Annotated in this window: 18 protein-coding genes, 1 pseudogene and 1 riboswitch; of the genes and pseudogenes, 17 read left to right on the forward strand and 2 right to left on the reverse strand. The window is 55.3% G+C overall.

Features of this window, described 5'->3' with window-relative positions; genetic code table 11:
• Positions 1 to 124 precede the first annotated feature (124 nt).
• From ACVBDQ_RS13695 to ACVBDQ_RS13730, 8 genes and pseudogenes are all read left to right on the forward strand, one after another.
• Positions 125 to 931, forward strand: a pseudogene (locus ACVBDQ_RS13695) (ABC transporter ATP-binding protein); the annotation flags it as partial.
• Positions 918 to 1,844 carry an ABC transporter ATP-binding protein gene (locus tag ACVBDQ_RS13700; protein ID WP_004892015.1) on the forward strand — a complete coding sequence of 309 codons (927 nt, stop codon included), beginning with the start codon at positions 918 to 920 and terminating at the stop codon, positions 1,842 to 1,844. The pseudogene ACVBDQ_RS13695 and the gene ACVBDQ_RS13700, both read left to right, overlap by 14 nt.
• Before the next feature lie 18 nt (positions 1,845 to 1,862).
• Positions 1,863 to 2,831, forward strand: coding sequence for an oligopeptide ABC transporter permease (gene opp4B / locus ACVBDQ_RS13705; protein ID WP_014195525.1), 969 nt, complete (start codon positions 1,863 to 1,865; stop codon positions 2,829 to 2,831).
• Between the two features lie 21 nt (positions 2,832 to 2,852).
• Positions 2,853 to 3,761, forward strand: a complete 909-nt coding sequence (locus tag ACVBDQ_RS13710) for an ABC transporter permease (RefSeq protein WP_047757761.1) — start codon at positions 2,853 to 2,855, stop codon at positions 3,759 to 3,761.
• Between the two features lie 13 nt (positions 3,762 to 3,774).
• Positions 3,775 to 5,559, forward strand: coding sequence for an oligopeptide ABC transporter substrate-binding protein (gene opp4A, locus ACVBDQ_RS13715; RefSeq protein WP_014195527.1), 1,785 nt, complete (start codon positions 3,775 to 3,777; stop codon positions 5,557 to 5,559).
• A 50-nt stretch (positions 5,560 to 5,609) separates the two neighbouring features.
• Positions 5,610 to 5,714, forward strand: a riboswitch (SAM riboswitch).
• 50 nt (positions 5,715 to 5,764) lie between these two features.
• Positions 5,765 to 6,121, forward strand: coding sequence for a hypothetical protein (locus ACVBDQ_RS13720; protein WP_014195528.1), 357 nt, complete (start codon positions 5,765 to 5,767; stop codon positions 6,119 to 6,121).
• Between the two features lie 16 nt (positions 6,122 to 6,137).
• Positions 6,138 to 6,521, forward strand: coding sequence for a VOC family protein (locus ACVBDQ_RS13725; RefSeq protein ID WP_014195529.1), 384 nt, complete (start codon positions 6,138 to 6,140; stop codon positions 6,519 to 6,521).
• Between the two features lie 180 nt (positions 6,522 to 6,701).
• Positions 6,702 to 7,184: a PaaI family thioesterase gene (locus ACVBDQ_RS13730; protein WP_013523474.1), complete on the forward strand. Its 483-nt coding sequence runs from the start codon at positions 6,702 to 6,704 to the stop codon at positions 7,182 to 7,184.
• Positions 7,185 to 7,539: 355 nt separating this feature from the next.
• Here the strand turns inward: ACVBDQ_RS13730 and ACVBDQ_RS13735 are convergent, their stop codons facing one another.
• Complete coding sequence (locus tag ACVBDQ_RS13735; RefSeq protein WP_014195531.1) at positions 7,540 to 7,956, reverse strand: PaaI family thioesterase; 417 nt, start codon at positions 7,954 to 7,956, stop codon at positions 7,540 to 7,542.
• A gap of 141 nt (positions 7,957 to 8,097) precedes the next feature.
• Here ACVBDQ_RS13735 and hutG point away from each other — a divergent pair, with 141 nt between their 5' ends.
• The 5 genes from hutG (at position 8,098) to ACVBDQ_RS13760 (ending at position 15,154) form a co-directional block, all read left to right on the forward strand.
• A complete protein-coding gene (gene hutG, locus ACVBDQ_RS13740; protein WP_047757762.1) occupies positions 8,098 to 9,066 on the forward strand; it encodes a formimidoylglutamase in 969 nt (322 codons plus the stop codon).
• Between the two features lie 4 nt (positions 9,067 to 9,070).
• A complete protein-coding gene (locus tag ACVBDQ_RS13745) occupies positions 9,071 to 10,552 on the forward strand; it encodes a response regulator transcription factor (RefSeq protein WP_047757763.1) in 1,482 nt (493 codons plus the stop codon).
• Between the two features lie 223 nt (positions 10,553 to 10,775).
• Positions 10,776 to 12,431 (forward strand): urocanate hydratase, encoded by a 1,656-nt coding sequence (gene hutU / locus ACVBDQ_RS13750; RefSeq protein ID WP_171698268.1) that lies wholly within the window; start codon positions 10,776 to 10,778, stop codon positions 12,429 to 12,431.
• A 14-nt stretch (positions 12,432 to 12,445) separates the two neighbouring features.
• Complete coding sequence (gene hutI, locus ACVBDQ_RS13755; RefSeq protein WP_171698269.1) at positions 12,446 to 13,720, forward strand: imidazolonepropionase; 1,275 nt, start codon at positions 12,446 to 12,448, stop codon at positions 13,718 to 13,720.
• 105 nt (positions 13,721 to 13,825) lie between these two features.
• Positions 13,826 to 15,154, forward strand: coding sequence for a YjiH family protein (locus ACVBDQ_RS13760; protein WP_047757766.1), 1,329 nt, complete (start codon positions 13,826 to 13,828; stop codon positions 15,152 to 15,154).
• Positions 15,155 to 15,284: 130 nt separating this feature from the next.
• On the opposite strand, the gene mscL is transcribed toward ACVBDQ_RS13760, so the two are convergent.
• Positions 15,285 to 15,680, reverse strand: a complete 396-nt coding sequence (gene mscL / locus ACVBDQ_RS13765; protein ID WP_011230867.1) for a large conductance mechanosensitive channel protein MscL — start codon at positions 15,678 to 15,680, stop codon at positions 15,285 to 15,287.
• A 147-nt stretch (positions 15,681 to 15,827) separates the two neighbouring features.
• Between mscL and ACVBDQ_RS13770 the strand changes: the two genes are divergently transcribed.
• The 4 genes from ACVBDQ_RS13770 (at position 15,828) to ACVBDQ_RS13785 (ending at position 19,207) form a co-directional block, all read left to right on the forward strand.
• Positions 15,828 to 17,048 (forward strand): YeeE/YedE family protein, encoded by a 1,221-nt coding sequence (locus ACVBDQ_RS13770; RefSeq protein ID WP_011230868.1) that lies wholly within the window; start codon positions 15,828 to 15,830, stop codon positions 17,046 to 17,048.
• 190 nt (positions 17,049 to 17,238) lie between these two features.
• Positions 17,239 to 17,640, forward strand: a complete 402-nt coding sequence (locus ACVBDQ_RS13775; RefSeq protein WP_318549134.1) for a PfkB family carbohydrate kinase — start codon at positions 17,239 to 17,241, stop codon at positions 17,638 to 17,640.
• Positions 17,641 to 17,729: 89 nt separating this feature from the next.
• Positions 17,730 to 18,302, forward strand: coding sequence for a PfkB family carbohydrate kinase (locus ACVBDQ_RS13780; RefSeq protein WP_236687304.1), 573 nt, complete (start codon positions 17,730 to 17,732; stop codon positions 18,300 to 18,302).
• The gene (locus tag ACVBDQ_RS13785; protein WP_047757767.1) at positions 18,302 to 19,207 is read left to right on the forward strand and encodes a pseudouridine-5'-phosphate glycosidase; all 906 of its coding nucleotides are present in this window, start codon (positions 18,302 to 18,304) and stop codon (positions 19,205 to 19,207) included. Before ACVBDQ_RS13780 ends, ACVBDQ_RS13785 begins: the two co-directional genes overlap by 1 nt.
• Positions 19,208 to 19,232 lie beyond the last annotated feature (25 nt).

A 19,232-nucleotide genomic window follows, 5' to 3' on the forward strand; every position in this document is an offset into this window, starting at 1 on the left:
ACGGAACGACCAGCGATGGTAAAAAAAGGATTGCCATCGCTCGTTGTGTTGGTCAAAAAGTTATTCTGAAAAACTAAATAAAAAATCCTTTGTTTTGACCTTGTTAGGGTGCGAAATGTGAGTTAAAGGGACAAATTTGCTGTCGCTCTCCGTTGCCGAACTCAATCGCATCCGCGGCAAAGAAATCGGGATGATCTTTCAGGATCCGTTAACGGCGCTCAATCCGCTCATGACGGTCGGCCGGCAGATCGAAGAAAGCATGGATTACCATCTGCGGCTGTCAGCAGCCGAAAAAAAGAAGCGAACGATCGTCTTGCTTCGCAAAGTCGGCATTCCGGAGCCGGAAAAGGTGTACCACCGTTATCCGCACGAGTTGTCCGGGGGGATGCGGCAGCGGGTCGTCATCGCGATCGCCATCGCCTGCGAGCCCGCCCTGCTCATCGCCGATGAACCGACAACGGCGCTTGATGTGACGATTCAGGCGCAGATCATAGGGCTGCTCAAAGAGTTGCAGCGGCAAATGAAAACGAGCATTATTTTAATCACGCATGATTTGGGGGTGGTGGCGGAAATGGCGGACCGTGTGGCGGTCATGTATGCTGGGGAAATCGTTGAGTTAGCGGACGTCGATACCATTTTTCACCGTCCGCTTCATCCATACACTCGCTCATTGTTGCAGTCGATCCCGTCTGCGCAGACGAAAAAGGAACGACTCCACGTCATCCAAGGGATCGTTCCCCCGCTGCATAAACTGCCGCGGCGCGGCTGCCGCTTCCAGCCGCGCATCAGCTGGATTGGGGCGGATAAGCACGAATCGGATCCGAAGTTGCGGGAAGTGGAGCCGGGGCACTGGGTGCGTTGCACATGTTACCAACATTTTTATTTTCCCGATGATCAAACGGTAGGTGGAATCGGCTATGGCGCTTCTTAACGTCAACCATTTGAAAGTATACTATCCGGTGCGCGGCGGTTTTTTTCGCCGGGTGGTCGACCATGTCCGCGCGGTGGACGATGTCAGTTTCACGCTGAACAAAGGGGAAACGTACGGGCTCGTCGGCGAGTCCGGCTGCGGCAAGACGACGACAGGGCGCACGATTATCGGTTTGATCCGCGCCACGGCCGGGGAAGTGCTGTTTGAAGGGACGGATTTGACAAAGCTTCGCCGCCGCGAGTTTCATCCGTATCGGAAAGACATCCAGATGATTTTCCAAGATCCGTATTCTTCGCTCAATCCGCGCAAACGTGTGCTCGACATTGTCGCCGAGCCGCTCCGCAATTTTGAACGCCTGTCCCCGCAAGAGGAGCGGCAGAAGGTGCAATACGTTTTAGAGCGGGTCGGCTTGAGCGCGGAGTCGATTTACAAATATCCGCATGAATTTTCCGGCGGACAGCGCCAACGCATCGGCATTGCGCGGGCGCTCACGCTCAATCCGAAGCTCATCATCGCCGATGAGCCGGTGTCGGCGCTTGATGTGTCGGTGCAGGCGCAAGTGTTGAATTTCATGAAAGAAATCCAGCAGGAGTACGGGCTGACGTATTTGTTCATCAGCCATGATTTAGGGATCATCCGGCATATGTGCGACCGCATCGGCATTATGTACCGCGGCCGGCTCGTGGAGGAAGGGACGAGCGAGGAGATTTTTACGAATCCTCAACATATTTATACGAAACGGCTGCTCTCCGCCATTCCGAACGCCGATCCGCGCGAACGCGGCCGGCAGGAGGCGCTTCGCCGCGAAGTGGAAAAAGAATATGAGCAGTCGTATTCCCGCTATTTTGATGCAAACGGCCGGGCTCACCCGCTCAAGCCGATTTCGCCGACGCACTCGGTGGCCATTCCGTAAAGAGGGGAAGACGGGAAGATGCTGAAATTTATTTTACGGCGAATCCTCATTATGATTCCGCAATTGTTTTTGCTGAGCGTCCTCATTTTCTTACTGGCGAAGGCGATGCCGGGCGACGCGCTGACGGGGCAGCTGGCGGCCAACCCGAAAATGGATCCGCAGACGCTTGAGGAAATGCGGGAAAAACTTGGCTTGAATGATCCGGTACATATTCAATACATCCGTTGGGTGAAAAACATGCTGCAAGGGGATCTCGGCCTTTCCTATACCCACCAGCAGCCGGTCACTGATCTGCTGGCCGGACGGATCGGGAATACGGTGTTGCTGTCGGCGGCGATTTTAATTTTGACGTACCTGATTGCCATTCCGCTTGGCATCGTGTCGGGGCGATGGACAGATACATGGGCTGATAAGCTGATCGTCGGCTACAGCTATCTCGGGTTTGCCACGCCGCTGTTCATTTTTGCTTTGATCATGCTGTTTATTTTCGGCTTTCACCTTGGCTGGTTTCCAACCGGCGGCAGCGTGGACGTTCAGGTCGAGGAAGGGACGCTCGCTTACTATTTAAGCAAATTGAACCATCTCATGCTTCCGGCGTTGTCGGGAGCGCTCATCAACACGGTCGTTACGATTCAATATTTGCGCAGCGAAATCGTCGATACGAAAGTGAAAGATTTCGTGAAAACGGCGCGGGCGAAAGGCGTGCCGGAGCGGCACATCTATTGGCGCCATATTTTGCGCAATTCGTTTTTGCCGATCGCGGCGTTTTTAGGGTATGAGATCACCGGGCTTGTCGGCGGTTCCGTGTTTTTGGAGTCGATCTACAGCTATCCGGGGCTTGGCCAGCTGTTTTTGCAGTCGATTATGCAGCGGGATTACAGCGTCGTGACGGCGCTCGTCATGATTTCCGGCCTGGCGACGCTGGTGGGCACGCTGTTGTCGGACATCATTTTGAGTGCGGTCGACCCGCGCATCCGGATTGAGTAGGGAAGGAGGAAGGCAGCTGACATGAAAGCGGAAATCAGCGGCCCAACGCCGGCCGGAGCGAACATCGAGAAAAGCCCTTCCGCCTTTTCGATCATGTGGCGGGAGGTGGCTCGGGATCGGCTCGCGCTTGGTTCGCTCATCATTTTAGGAATCCTTTTGTCGATCGTCTATGGCGTGTCGCTCTTTTTGGATCAAGAGGAAATCGTGAAAGTGGATTTTCTTTCCATCTATTCTCCGCCGTCAGCGGAACACTGGCTTGGCACAGACTACGGGGGGCGCGACGTGTTTGGCCAGCTCATCATCGGCGCCCGCAATTCGTTTACGATCGGGCTGGCCATTACGCTCATCACTGGGGCGATCGGCCTCATTGTCGGATTGGTGGCCGGCTATTTTGGCGGCTGGATTGACAATGTCATTATGCGCATCATCGATTTCATTCTCGTTCTGCCGTTTTTGATGCTCGTTATTGTTTTTGTCGCCATTGTGCCTAAATATAATGTATTGACGTTCATTTTGATCATGAGCGCGTTTTTGTGGACGGGCAAAGCCCGGCTGATCCGCGCCAAAACGCTGGCCGAGCGCGAGCTGGATTATGTCAGCGCGTCAAAAACGCTCGGCACGCCAGATTGGAAAATCATTATTTTTCAAATTTTGCCCAACCTCAGCTCGATCATTATCGTCAATTTGACGTTAAATTTGGCGGGCAACATCGGCATCGAGTCCGGGCTCACGTATCTTGGCTTCGGGCTGCCGGAGAGCACGCCGAGCTTAGGGACGTTGGTCAGCTATGCGACCAACCCGGATGTTTTGCAAAACAAATGGTGGGTTTGGTTGCCTGCGTCATTGCTTATTTTAGTGATGATGCTGTGCATAAATTTCATCGGCCAAGCGCTGAAACGTGCGGCTGATGCAAGACAACGACTAGGATAAGGGGGAAGAAAATGTGAAGAGAAAATGGCTGGCGGCTCTCGCCGCGCTCTTGCTCGTGCTCGCCGGGTGCACGGGCAAATCCGACACAACGAGCGGAAAGGGCAACAATAACGAAAAACCGGCGGCTCAGAAGGAAGACATCAGCAAATTCCCGATGACGGTGAAAAACGACGGGAAAATCATCGACGGCGGCGTGTTGAAATACGGCCTTGTGTCCGATACGCCGTTTGAAGGGACGCTCAGCTATGCATTCTACACCGGAGCGCCCGACGCAGAGATTTTGCAATTTTTTGACGAGTCGCTTTTCCGGACGAACGGTGACTATGAAATTACAAATGATGGGGCTGCCACGTATGAGTTGTCGGATGATAAAAAGACGATGACAATCCATATTAAAGACAATGTGAATTGGCATGACGGCCAGCCGGTGACCGCTGAAGACTTGGAGTATGCGTATTTGGTCATCGGCCATAAAGATTACACCGGCGTCCGCTATGGCGATGCGCTCATCCAAGGGATCGTCGGGATGGAAGAATATCACAGCGGCAAAGCGGATAAAATTTCCGGCATTAAAGTCATCGACAAAAAGACGTTGACGATCACATGGAAACAGGCCAATCCGTCGGTGTTGACCGGCATTTGGGCGTATCCGCTGCCGAAGCATTACTTGAAAGACATTCCGATCAAAGACTTGGCGAAATCGGATAAAATCCGGAAAAACCCGATCGGGTTCGGTCCGTTTAAAGTGAAGAAAATCGTTCCGGGCGAGTCGGTAGAGTTTGTTCGCAATGATGACTACTGGGCTGGCAAACCGAACTTGGAAGGCGTCATTTTGAAAGTCGTCAGCCCGCAAGTCGTCCTGCAAGCGCTGAAAAAAGGCGAAATTGACGTCGCTGAGTTCCCGACTGACCAATATTTGAACGCGAAAGGGACGAAAAACATTCAGTTTATCGGTAGAGTGGATTTGGCGTACAACTATATCGGCTTTAAACTCGGCCATTGGGATGCGAAAAAGCAGGAAAACGTAATGGACAATCCGAAATTCCAAAACAAAAAACTGCGCCAAGCGATGGCGTATGCCATCAACAACCAAGAGGTGGCTGACCGCCTGTATCATGGCTTGCGCTTCCCGGCGAACACGCTCATTCCGCCGTCGTTCCCGGGCTATCATGACAGCTCCATCAAAGGATATACGTACAATCCGGAAAAAGCGAAACAATTGCTGGATGAAGCGGGATATAAAGATGTGGATGGCGATGGCCTCCGCGAAGATCCAAACGGCAAAAAATTCAAGATCAACTTCTTGGCGATGAGCGGTGGGGACATCGCTGAACCGCTGGCCAAATTTTATATGCAATGCTGGAAAGATGTGGGCCTCGATGTTCAGCTTGTAGACGGACGCTTGGCGGAGTTCAACTCCTTCTACGATATGGTCGAAAAAGACGATCCGAAAGTGGATGTCTACGCCGCCGCTTGGGGAACTGGAACGGACGTCGACCCGTACGGATTGTACGGCCGCAACGTCATGTTCAACTACTCGCGCTGGGTGAATGAGAAAAACGATGAACTGTTGGAAAAAGGCCATTCCGAACAGGCGTTTGACAAAGAATATCGTCGGAAAATTTACAGTGAATGGCAAAAGCTGATGAACGAAGAAGTGCCGGTCATCCCGACGTTGTATCGTTCGGCCATTTATGCCGTCAACAACCGCGTCGCCAACTTCACGGTCGATCCGGGCTCGAAACTGACGTGGAAAGATGTCGGCGTCACGTCCGAGCAACCGGAAGTCGAACAATGACGATTGTTGCCTTTGATGATGTATGATAAGATAGAAGATAAATTGCATACGTCTTATCAAGAGTGGGCGAGAGAACGGGCTTGATGACCCCACAGCAACCTGCCGCAGGCAAGGTGCTAACACCCGCAAAGCGGTTTCGCTTTGGATGATAAGAACGGCTCATGGCCCCTTTCGCATCATTCCGAGGCGAAGGGGGTTTTTGTCGATGGGAGGTGAAGGAGAAACAGTGGAGGAGGCGGTTTCGCTCCGCGCTTGCATGGCCGCTCATCTCCCTGCCGCAGCGTTCGCCGTTTGTGTCATGCGCTGTGTGCAGGCGGAGCTCATCCGGTTTGACCCTAAGGCGGCGGTGCATGTCGACCGTGGGGACGGATACGTTCATTTGTATGGGGAAGCGCAAGGAACAGCCTTTTCGTTGTTGTTGACCAACAGTGAGGCGGACGAATGGAAGGCGGACGGACCGTACGCCCTTGACCGCTACATATGGACAGAGCTTGGGAAAAAAGGGATTTTCCCGATGCAGATGACGCCGTATTTACAAGCAGTATGGTTAACTGAGTCATAGAAAGGAAGAGGGACGAATGGCAGTCAAAAAATTTGAACATGTCGGCATTCAAGTGAAAGACATCGAAGCATCGAAAGAGTTTTATCAAAATGTTGTCGGCTTGGAGCTGCTCGACGAAATGATTCATACGAACGGCACGATGAAATTGGCGTTTTTAGGGATTGGCGGCTCGATCATTGTCGAGCTGATCGAAGGATACAATCCGGATTTGCCGACGGAAGGAAAAGTGCACCATGTGGCGTTTACGGTGGAAGGCATTGAGCAGGAGAAAGAACGGCTTCAGTCGCTCGGTGTGCCGCTTGTGTGGGAAGAAATAACGACACTTCCGAACGGAGCAAAATATTTGTTCTTCCTCGGGCCCGACGGCGAATGGATCGAGTTTTACGAGCCTGCTCGATAAATGGCGTCACGCTAGGCGGCCAGCTGTTTGGGCCGCCTATGAATTTGCCGTCTGGCGATTGGCGCTTCGTTCCATTTTTCTTCGTATGGCCTTGCCTGCCGCTAGACAACAACCGTCCATGTAGGAGTCGTCGTCTTCTCGATTCAATGGTATACTAGAAAAAGAGAGGGGGAGGATGACGTGGAAGAAATGATCGTGCACGCGATTCAAGACGACTACCCTGATGAATTCGCCTGGTGCTACGGCTGCGGGCGTCTGAATGAACAAGGCCACCATTTCCGCACCGGGTGGCGGGGCGACAAAACGGTGACGGTGTATACGCCGCGTCCGGAACATACGGCGATTCCAGGGTTTGTGTACGGCGGGCTGATCGCCTCGCTCATTGATTGCCACGGCACCGGTTCAGCGGCGCTTGCCTTGCATCGGAAAAACGGCCATGAACCAGGGAGCGGGGAAACGCCGCCGCGCTTTGTTACTGCGTCGCTTCACGTCGATTTCGTCAAGCCGACGCCGCATGGAGTGCCGCTTGTCGCCGTCGGCACTGTGACGGAGATTCATCCGAAAAAATGGAAAGTGGACACCGAAGTGTTCGCCAACGGCGAACTGTGCGCCCGCGGGCAAGTCGTCGCCGTCGTAATGCCGAAAACGTTTGTCCGTGGGTAACAAGCAACGAAAGGCGCCGGAGAGCGGCTGTTTTTGACAGCGCTTTCTCCGGCGCTTGGCAACTGGTCGAAAACGGCTGCGCCTCACCTCGTTTCGCCATTGAGGACTGATGATGTCATGAAAAAGGCAACTCGACAACGCCTCTTCTCAAGTGGGGAAACCTTGTGAAATTGGTTCTCCTTTTTCAACAAAACCACCGATTTGGCGAACATCATCGTTTTTCACCGGTTTTCTCGGATTCCTCTGATCATCGCTTTCCATGCGTTTCAAAACAACAACAGCAGCTGCTGTTTGGCCTCGTCGAATCCAAGGAGAACGAGCATGCGCAAAAACGCCTTTTGGAGATCCATCACCTTCACGGTTTGTCCATGATCAGCACCGACGACGTGGCGCTCGCCACCTCTTTGCCGTTTTGCCGCACGATGGCGGTTACATAGGCGACGGTTTTCCCGAACTTTTCCACCCGCGCCTCGATTTCGGCTTCTCCAGCCGCCGCTGGGCGGTGAAACGTCGTCTGCAAGTTGATGGAGGCGTGCATTTGGTCATCGCGAAGCAAGGTCGTCACTGCATACGCCATGAGAATGTCCGCCGCCGCCCCGACGAACCCGCCCATAATCACCCCGTTGCCGTTGAGCAGCGATTCGCTGATTGTCCATACGCCTTTCGCATAGCCGTCTCGGGCTTCCGTCAGGCGGACGCCGAGCGTTTCGTCGCATGGGGGCGGCGCGCTTTGACCGGCGATGACAGCGTGCAAGTTGGTCATTGGCTTCATGTGGAACACCCTTTCTGTTGTCAATCATGTTTTTTTATTCGCCAAACGGCGGCGATTTCCTCTTTTCGCGTGCATGAGGAGGAGAACGGCAAAGCTGTGGCGAAAGAAACAAGCAGCTGATGATGGAAAGGAGATGGTCTCATGTATCAACCGCCAGACGCCGGCCGTTGGACGGGACGGATTGACAGCGTGAGCGATGAGCAGGCGTTTCGTCTTCATCAGCGCATTCGCCTGCTCGATTTGTCCAAGCCATTGGAGACGGTGGAACGAGCGGCGGCATTCATCGGGTTTGCGTGCGACGAAGGCGTGCGCCGCAACCAAGGCCGCCAAGGGGCGAAAGAGGCGCCCGCTGCCGTCAAAGCCGCGCTCGCCCGGCTGCCTTGGCATCTTCCGGAAGGGGTCGTTGTCTATGACGCAGGCGATGTCGTTTGCGTTGAGGAACGGCTCGAACAAAGCCAGACGGAACTTGGCGAAGCCATCGCCCGCCTGCTGCAACACAACATGGCGCCTATCGTGATCGGCGGCGGCCATGAGACGGCGTACGGCCATTACTTGGGCGTTCGGGAAGCGCTTGGGACGGATGCCCGCCTTGGCATTATCAACATCGACGCCCATTTTGATTTGCGCCCGTACGATGACGGCCCGACGTCCGGGACGATGTTTCGGCAAATATTGGATCAAGACGATCGAGTGAGCTACTTCTGCCTTGGCATTCAGCGGCTCGGCAACACGGCAGCGCTGTTTGCGGACGCCGAGACGTATGGGTGCCGGTACATGCTTGAAGACGAGCTGACCGCAGGGCCGATCGAGGCTGCCTATGAACAAATTGAGAAATTTGCCGCCGATCATGATGCGGTGATGCTCACCTTTTGCATGGACGCCATCAGCGCGGCCGCCGCGCCGGGGGTGAGCGCGCCGTCGCCGTTTGGGCTCGCCCCGTCTCTGGCGCGCGCGCTCATCCGCCGAATCGTTTCCCATCCGAAAACGATCAGCGTCGACCTTTGCGAAGTCAATCCACTCTGGGATGAAGGCGGAAAAACGGTGGCGTTGGCGGCCGCCTTTTGCATGGAGGCGCTCCTTCATTTTCAACGCTTGCAGCCAAGGCGGTGAGAACGTGAAATTGGTCATTGCCGAACGGGATGACAAAGAACGGGAAGCGATCCGCTGGCTCGTGTCCGCGTATTCCTTGCCGATTGAGCGGGTGTATACGGCAGCCACCGTGGAGGAGATGATGGCCGTCTTGGAGCGGGAGGCGCCGGAGCTGTTGTACGTCGAACTCGACATGATTCCGTATGAACGATGGCCGCAGGCGACCGCCCACGTCCGCTTGTTTTGCCAACGGGTGATTGCCGCAACGGCCGAGGCGACGTTCGCGCGGGCGAAACAAGCCATCGACTGGCAATGCGTCGATTTGCTTGTCAAGCCGCTTGAGCCCGCCAGGCTGAAGCAGGCGCTGCGGGCGGCGGCGTCGCGTTCCCCGGGACGCCCAGGCTTGCCGGCGGGATTGGACGTCCATCACGACGATTACCGCTCCTTGTTTTGCGATTTTCCTTCCGCGGCCTCCGCGCATGTATGGCTTGTGCAGGCGGAACAGCCCGCTTTGTCTCAAGAAGTGATCCGTTTCTTGATGGATTACCCGTTTCGCGGACGGGCGCGTGTATTGCCGCTCACCCGTATGGCGGTTTGCCTGCTTCCCGATTTGCCGGGCGACGGGAAAGAAGAGGCGTGGAAGCTGCTGCGCGATTGGGAGGAAGATCATCATGAGCCGCTCGCGGTTGTCGTGATGCCGCCTGAGGGCCGGAGGACGGCGCGCGCGCAATACCAAGCGGCGCGCCGGTTGCTCGAGACGACGTTTTTCATTGGCTATCGCCAAGTGATCGCTCCCGCTTCGGAATACGAACAGTGGCGTGAGCTCGATCCGTTTTTGACGCCCGAGGAGCAGCGGCAATGGATCGAGATGCTCGAGCGGTTCGACCACGAAGCGGTGAAACGGTGGCTGCAGCGCGAATTTTCCCATTGGTCGCCGCCGTTTCCGAGTCCGGAGATGGTGCGGACGCGGCTGACAAGCATCTTGGCACAAATCCGCCGGTTTATGAAAACATACGGCCTTGACCGCGGCGGAACCGAACGCGAATATATGCGCATCTTTCAAGACATTTTGTACAATCCCGTCTTGTATCGTATCGTTCAAGAATTGATTTTATTTTTATATCGGTTGTTCCATGAGGCCAAGCAGGCCGAGGAAGATGCGCGCGTCGACGCCGTGGAGCGCGGCCTCCGCTATATGGAGGCGCATTTTCGCGATCCGTCGCTCACGCTTGAGCGGGTCGCGGCCGCTGCCGGGCGCAGTCCCGCGTATTTCAGCCATTTGTTGTCGAAAAAGCGGGGCGTGACGTTTCGCCAGTGGCTGACGAATCGGCGGCTTGAGGAAGCGAAGCGGCTGCTTCGGCAGACGGACTTGTCGATCAAAGAAATCGCCGAACAAACCGGGTTTCGCACCGCCCATTATTTGACGCGCGTCTTCAAAGCCGAACTGAATGAGACGCCGACCGCCTACCGCGACGAACAACGGCCGAAACCGCCATCGCCGCGGTAGGCGGTTTTGTCTGTGGCAAAGCGCAGCCTTGCCGGATCGCGGGCGAGAGGGGGCGGCGTATGTTTCAAAAGAAATGGATCGATATCGAAAAAAATGAACAAATAAAACGGAGAGGAAATAGAAAATTCAAAAAAATGTGATCACTTTTAAAAGACGTGCGCCTATCTTCTCCTTCTTCGCTCCCTTACAATGAAAAGCAAAGAGGAAAAAGGAGAGGATGACGATGGCAGAAAAACGGACCGTCAGCCCGCCCGCGGGAACTGAGCGGCGGGCGAAAGGATGGATTCAAGAAGCGGCGCTGCGGATGCTGAACAACAATTTGCATCCCGATGTCGCCGAGCGGCCGGATGAATTGATCGTCTACGGCGGCATCGGCAAGGCGGCGCGCAACTGGGAATGCTACGAGGCGATTGTGGACACCCTTCTTCGTTTAGAAAACGATGAAACGTTGCTCATTCAATCCGGCAAGCCGGTGGCGGTATTTCGCACGCATCCGGACGCCCCGCGCGTGCTGATCGCCAACTCCAACCTCGTGCCCGCATGGGCGACGTGGGATCATTTCCATGAGCTCGACAAAAAAGGATTGATCATGTACGGACAAATGACGGCTGGCAGCTGGATTTACATCGGCAGCCAAGGAATCGTTCAAGGAACGTATGAAACGTTTGCCGAAGTGGCGCGCCAGCACTTTGGCGGCACGCTGGCCGGGACGATCACGCTAACCGCCGGCCTTGGCGGCATGGGCGGGGCGCAGCCGCTCGCGGTGACGATGAATGGCGGCGTCTGCCTCGCTGTCGAAATCGATCCGGCCCGCATTCAGCGCCGCCTTGATACGAAATATCTCGACACGATGACCGACAGCTTGGAGGCGGCGCTTGCGATGGCGAAACGAGCGAAGGAAGAGAAAAAAGCGCTGTCAATCGGCCTTGTCGGCAATGCGGCTGAAGTGTTGCCGCGTCTCGTCGAAATGGGCTTTGTTCCGGACGTCTTGACCGATCAAACGTCCGCCCATGATCCGTTGAACGGCTACATCCCGGCTGGCCTTACGCTTGATGAGTCCGCCGAACTCAGGGCGCGCGATCCGAAGCAGTACATCGCCCGCGCGAAACAGTCGATCGCCGCGCATGTGCGGGCGATGCTGGCGATGCAAAAGCAAGGGGCGGTGACGTTTGATTACGGCAACAACATCCGCCAAGTGGCAAAAGACGAAGGGGTGGACGACGCCTTTTTCTTCCCGGGCTTTGTGCCGGCCTACATCCGCCCGCTCTTTTGCGAAGGAAAAGGGCCGTTCCGCTGGGTGGCGCTCTCGGGCGACCCTGAGGATATTTACAAAACCGATGAAGTCATTTTGCGTGAATTTCGCGACAATGAGCGGCTTTGCCATTGGATTCGCATGGCGCAAAAACGCATTCAATTCCAAGGGCTGCCGGCGCGCATTTGTTGGCTCGGCTACGGCGAGCGGGCGAAATTTGGCAAAATCATCAACGACATGGTGGCCAAAGGCGAGCTGAAAGCGCCGATCGTCATCGGCCGCGATCATTTGGATTCGGGCTCCGTCGCTTCGCCGAACCGAGAGACGGAAGGAATGAAAGACGGAAGCGACGCCATCGCCGACTGGCCGATTTTAAACGCGCTGTTGAATGCGGTTGGGGGCGCGAGCTGGGTGTCGGTTCACCACGGCGGCGGCGTCGGCATGGGCTACTCGATTCACGCCGGCATGGTCATCGTCGCCGACGGCACAAAAGAGGCGGAAAAACGGCTGGAGCGCGTGTTGACGACCGACCCGGGGCTTGGTGTGGTCCGCCACGCCGACGCTGGGTATGAGCTCGCCATTCGGACAGCGAAAGAAAAAGGCATCGATATGCCGATGCTCAAGTAGAAAGGGGGATCCATATGCGCCCGCTTTTTGTCCGCCGCGCCCGCCAGCTCGTCACGCTGGCGGGAAGCTCCGCGGCTCCGCTTGTCAAGGAGAAGATGAGCGATCTAGGCATCATCGAAAACGGCAGCGTCTGGATCGAAAACGGCACGATCGTGGCGGTTGGTGCGGACGATGAACTGGCCCGCCAATTTGCCGATCGGCTCGCCGAAGCGGAAGTCATTGACGCTAAGGGCAAAACGGTGACGCCTGGGCTTGTCGATCCTCATACTCATCTCGTTTACGCCGGCAGCCGCGAACACGAATGGACGATGCGCCTTCATGGAGCGACGTACATGGAAATCATGAACGCAGGCGGCGGCATTCATGCCACGACAAAAGCGACGCGCGAGGCGTCGGAAGAGATGTTGTATGAAGAAAGCAAGCGGCGGCTCGATCAGTTTTTGCTTCATGGGGTCACGACCGTCGAGGCGAAAAGCGGCTACGGCTTAAGCCTTGAGCATGAAATCAAGCAGCTGGAAATTGCCAAGCGGCTTCACGACACCCACCCGGTCGATGTCGTCTCCACGTTTCTTGGCGCCCACGCCGTTCCGCCGGAGTGGAAGCACGATCCGGATGAATACGTCCGCCTTGTCATCGACGAGATGATTCCCGAAGCGGCCCGCCTTGGGTTGGCCGAGTTCAACGATGTCTTTTGCGAGCGCGGCGTGTTTACGCCTGAACAAGCCCGCCTCATTTTGGAAGCAGGGAAAGCGCACGGCTTGACGCCGAAAATTCACGCTGATGAAATCGAACCGTACGGCGGGGCGGAACTGGCCGCCGAAGTCGGCGCCATCTCCGCCGACCACCTGCTTCGCGCGTCAGACGAAGGAATCCGCCGCATGGCCGATCGCGGCGTCATCGGCGTTCTCTTGCCAGGCACGGCGTTTTTCCTCATGACCCAAGCCGCCGATGCCCGCCGTTTGATCGACGCCGGCGTTCCCGTCGCTTTGGCGACCGACTGCAACCCTGGTTCGTCGCCGACCGTCTCGCTGCCGCTTGTCATGAGCCTAGCCTGCCTGCATATGGGCATGACTCCCGCTGAAGCGATGGCCGCCGCCACGATCAATGCCGCCCACGCCATCGGCCGCGGGCATCTCGTCGGCAGCCTCGAGCCGGGGAAGAAGGCGGATTTGGTCATTTTCAACGTTCCGAATTATGTGCAGATCATGTACCATTACGGCGTCAACCATGCGGAGACGGTGATCAAAGGTGGAAAGGTGGTGGTGAACGACGGCAAGGTGTACATCTGAAGGGGGAATGGTCTTCCGTCGAGGTGTTTAGCGACCGGGAGCGGTTATGCTTCCGGCCGTGCTGTCGTCTTTAGCCTGTAGAAGAACAAATGGGGGTGGAGGAGAATGAAAACGGATACAAACATGGCGCCATCCGTGCCGACACCAACGCCGGCCAGCGGGGCATGGAAGTTTTTCGTCTTTAGTGCCATCGGCATTTTCGTATTTTTCGTTCCGGTGTCAATTGGCGGCACATCGTCGATTTTGCTCGATCATATTGTGACATGGATCCGCACCCAGTTTTCAGCACTTGTTCCTTATTATGCTCTGATCGTGATCGCTCTCGGTGCAATTTATCCATTTTATAAAAAAACGTGGCACAAAGATGCCGTAACAGTCGTTTTTTCGCTGCTGAAAGTTGTTGGGCTGATTACGGCGGTCATGTTGGTGTTTCGCATCGGTCCGTCATGGTTGTTTCAGCCGAATATGGGACCGTTCTTATATGACAAGCTCGTCATTTCCGTCGGACTTCTTGTGCCGATTGGCTCGATTTTTCTCGCTCTTCTTGTTGGTTACGGGCTGCTTGAATTTGTCGGTGTGTGGATGCAACCCGTCATGCGGCCGATTTGGAAAACGCCGGGCCGCTCGGCGATTGACGCCGTCGCTTCCTTTGTCGGCAGCTACTCCATTGGGTTATTGATCACTAATAAAGTGTTCAAAGAAGGCAAATATACCGTGAAAGAAGCGGCGATCATCGCCACCGGCTTTTCCACTGTATCCGTGACATTTATGGTCGTTGTGGCGAAAACATTGGGGCTCATGCCAATCTGGAATACGTATTTTTGGGTGACCTTTCTCGTGACGTTTGCCGTTACAGCGCTGACCGCCCGGCTTTGGCCGCTGAGCCGCATGAGCGATGAATACTACGACGGCAAGGGGGATCCCGAGCAAAAAGTAACGGGCAACTATATGAAACAAGCTTGGGCTGAAGCGATGAGGGCGGTAGAGCAGTCAAAAGGGATTGGGACAAACATATGGGAGAACTTGCGAGATGGCTTCATCATGACGATGGGCATTTTGCCGTCCATTATGTCAGTCGGACTGATCGGGCTGTTGCTCGCTGAATATACGCCGGTGTTTGACTGGTTGGGTTACCTGTTCTATCCATTCACCCTTCTGTTGCAAATCCCTGAACCGCTGTTGGCCGCGAAAGCTTCGGCCATCGAAATCGCAGAAATGTTTTTGCCGGCCTTGCTTGTCACCGAAGCACCGCTTGTCACGAAATTCATTATTGCTGTTGTATCCGTATCAGCGATCCTATTCTTTTCCGCTGTCATTCCATGCATTTTGTCTACGGAAATCCCGCTCAGCTTGCCGCGGCTTCTTGTCATTTGGTTTGAACGCACCGTCTTAACGCTCATCCTCACCGCGCCGCTTGCATATTGGCTGCTTTGACGGGAGTGCGGCGCTTCGATGAAAACGGACATCGATGGGGCGGCTGCGATTTTCAGGTTCGCCGCCATTCCATCAACCCGACTGAGAAGTTTCAGCGCCATGAAAGCCTGTCCATCTTCCAGACAGGCTTTCACGTCGTTTCCCGTTGCTGCTTTAACAAATCGCGAATTTCTGTCAATAGCTCCTCCTCTTTCGTCAGCGTCGGTGCGGTTTCCTTCACCTCTTCCTGCTTTTTCACCCGTTCATACAGCGTGTTGATCAATTTCACAAACAGGAAAATCGAAAACGCGATGATCAAAAAATCGACGACTGTTTGGATAAACGCCCCATATTTCACTTCCGCTTTGCCGACTTTCCAAGACAAATCGCTGAAATTGATGCCGCCTAGAATCAGCCCGACAAGCGGCATGATGATGTCATTGACGAGCGAGGAAACGATTTTGCCAAACGCCCCGCCGATGATCACCCCAACGGCTAAATCGATGACATTGCCGCGGATGGCGAATTTTTTAAATTCGTTCCACATGTGAATCTCCTTTCTCGAAATGTGATCCTCTACATTATACCATAAGTTCATACGTGAAATTTTTATATCTAAATCATAGAAAATCAATCTGTTTTATATTATTATAGAGTATATTAACAATGGGGAAAGAAAAGGGGGATATGCACCATGGAAATGACTGCGCAACAAGACGTTCGCGCGAAACAGGCGGCGAACGCCCCGAAAAATCCGACGGCATGGATCATTGCAGTCTCCTGCTTCGTGTTAATCGGTGGAGCATTGTTCTTATACAGCCGTGTGTCCTGGCAACAAGCGCTGTTATATTTGTTGGGAGCGTTCGGCGGTTTTGTGCTTTATCAGGCCCATTTCGGTTTTACTTCGGCCTGGCGGAAATTCATTTTGTACCGCCAAGGGGAAGGCATTCGGGCACAGATGATCATGATGGCTGTGGCCAGCGCGTTGTTTTTGCCGTTGCTCGTGAAAGGTTCGGCGCTCGGGCACCCGGTGTCAGGGTATGTATTTGGCGTGGGGGTATCAGTCATCGTCGGCGCCTTCCTGTTTGGCATCGGCATGCAGCTTGGCGACGGCTGCGCGTCCGGGACGTTGTACCATATCGGCGGAGGCGATGCGAACGGCATCGTGACGCTCATCGGGTTCATCGCTGGCTCAGTCATTGCGACGACCCACTTTGACGTGTGGGCGAAGATGCCGCAATGGAAGCCGTTCTCGTTCATTGGCGAGTTCGGCGCCTTGGGAGGGTTTTTGCTTCAGTTGGTTTTGTTGGCAGCGGTCTACTATGTGGTGACCGTGGCGGAAAAACGGCGCTATGGCCAACTCGTTGCTACATCGCTTGAGAACCGTCATGGCTGGAAAGCGATTTACAAAGGGCCATGGTCGCTTCTGGTCGGGGCGTTGCTCTTGGCTGTAACGAACGCGCTTGTGCTGATGATTAGCGGTAAGCCGTGGGGCATTACGTCCGCCTTCGCCCTTTGGGGGGCGAAGTTCGTGCAGCTGTTTGGCGTCGATCCGACTGCTTGGGCGTACTGGCAAGATGAAGCGAAACGGCAGGCGCTCGCGAATCCACTCTACTACGATACAACGACCGTGATGGACATCAGCTTGATGGTCGGCGCCTTATTGGCGGCAGCGCTTGCGGGCCGCTATACAAAACCGATTCAGTGGAAGCGTCCGACGCGCATGACGATCGGTGCGCTGATCGGCGGCCTGATGATGGGATACGGCGCCCGGCTGGCGTTCGGCTGCAATATCGGCGCGTATTTCGGCGGCATTGCGTCATTCAGCGCCCACGGCTGGGCGTGGTTTGTCTTTGCTTTCCTCGGCAGCCTGATCGGCGTCAAACTGCGTCCGTATTGCGCGTACAAAAACTAAGTGTCCGAAAGTTGGCATCCCGTCGTTTTGACGGGGTGCCTTCTTTATGCCGTTCTTGCCAGGCGGTATGTGGTACAATGGGGGGTGAGGCTTCGAAGCGTGCAGCTGTCCGCTTTTTTGAAATCGTTTTCTCCGTTTGGAAAGAGGCGGGATCGCGCGGCTGCGATCATTGGAAGAGAGGGGGAAAGGCATGGGGAAAGCGGCCTCGATCGTCTGCATCGGCGGGGCGAATGTCGATCGGAAAGCGCGGTTGCTTGCGCCGTTTCAGCTCGGCACGTCCCATCCCGTCACCGCGACGCAAACCGCGGGCGGGGTGGCGAGAAACGTGGCGGAAAACTTAGGGCGGCTTGCTCAACCTGTTTCGCTCGTCAGCGCCGTTGGCGATGATCACGATGGACAGTGGCTCATTGACGTGACGAGCCGATATGTCAATACGAGCTTCATCGTGCGAACGCCAAAAGCGAACACCGGGACGTATACAGCGGTGCTCGATGAACGCGGCGAGATGGTTCTCGCCTTGGCGGGTATGGCCATTTATCATCCTGAACCGAGAAGACCCCCACTTCCACGTGTGAGCGTAAGTGGGGGATGAATCGGTATTTGTCATCGCTCTTCCTCTTGCCTTAACAAAACAGAAGGTGTAAATGGGAGAGCGTTCAAGATACAGTGGGAAACGAGTGGATGAAGCAGCGATGGTTGAAATTCGGTCCGATTTCCACTGTCGTGCTCGATACGAATTTTCCGCCTGATGTCATCTCATGGGTGATCGAGCAGTGCCGCCAAGACCGCCTTCCGCTTTGCGTCGTGACTGTGTCCGTGCCCAAAGTGAAGCGGTTGCCCAGCGATTTGTCTGGTGTGACGTGGTTTGTCACGAATGAAGCGGAGGCTAAGGAATTTGTGGGACGCAACGGGCATACGGACGACATAATGAAACCGATCCTTCAAGCCGGTGCCAAGAACGTTGTCGTCACGCGCGGCGCAAACGGCGTCGCGTACGCCACCAAGCAAGGGGAAACAGGAGCGATTGCGGCGCCGAAGGTTGAGGTCACCGACGCCACCGGAGCGGGCGACGCCTTTGCGGCTGGATTTTTGTACGGCGTCTTAGGCGGACATACGGTGGAAGACGCCTGCCGCTTTGGGATGAGCAGCGCGGCGCTTACGCTGCAAACGGCCGAAACGGTGCATCCCGCTTTGAATGAACACCTGTTGCAAGCCGCCTATGCGCGGTATTTTCGCGAAGGGGGAACGAAGTGATGAATGATTTTCTCGTCTTTTCCGAAGAAGTCGCTCAAGCGAAGGCCGAAAAAAAGCCGATTGTCGCCTTAGAATCAACGATCATCTCGCATGGCATGCCGTATCCGGAAAACGTGCAGACGGCGAAAAACGTCGAGCGGATCATCCGCGACCGCGGCGCCGTGCCGGCGACGATCGCGATCATCGATGGAAAGATTAAAATCGGGTTAACGGATGACGAACTTGAATTGTTAGGGACAAGCCGCGATGTAGAAAAAGTGAGCCGCCGCGACTTGCCGTATGTCGTCGCTATGAAGAAACACGGGGCGACGACCGTGGCGGGGACGATGATTTGCGCTGAGATGGCGGGCATCCGCGTATTTGCGACCGGCGGCATCGGCGGCGTGCACCGCGGCGCCGAGCGGACGATGGACATCTCGGCTGATTTGCAAGAGTTGGCGCGGACAAACGTCGCGGTCGTCTGCGCCGGGGCGAAATCGATTTTGGATTTAGGCTTGACGCTTGAATACCTCGAGACGCACGGCGTTCCGGTCATCGGCTATCAGACGGACGTCCTGCCGGCGTTCTATTCGCGGACGAGCCCGTTTCGCGTCGACTATCGCCTCGACAGCGTGGAAGAGATCGCCCAGTTCCTCGAAACGAAATGGAAGCTTGGGTTAAACGGCGGTGTTGTGATCGCCAATCCCGTCCCAAAAGAAGATGAGCTCGAGGAGTCGTATATCACCGCCATCATCGAACAAGCACTCAAGGAAGCAGAAAAGCAGCACATCACCGGAAAATCGGTCACCCCGTTTTTGCTTGACCGTGTGAAAACGTTAACCGGAGGCAAAAGCTTGCAAGCAAACATCGCCTTAGTGAAAAACAACGCCGCCTTGGCGGCCGACCTTGCCCGAGAGCTTTCTTGATGCGAACGCCCCCGCCTTGATGGAA

The organism is Geobacillus sp. CCR, from assembly GCF_052906625.1.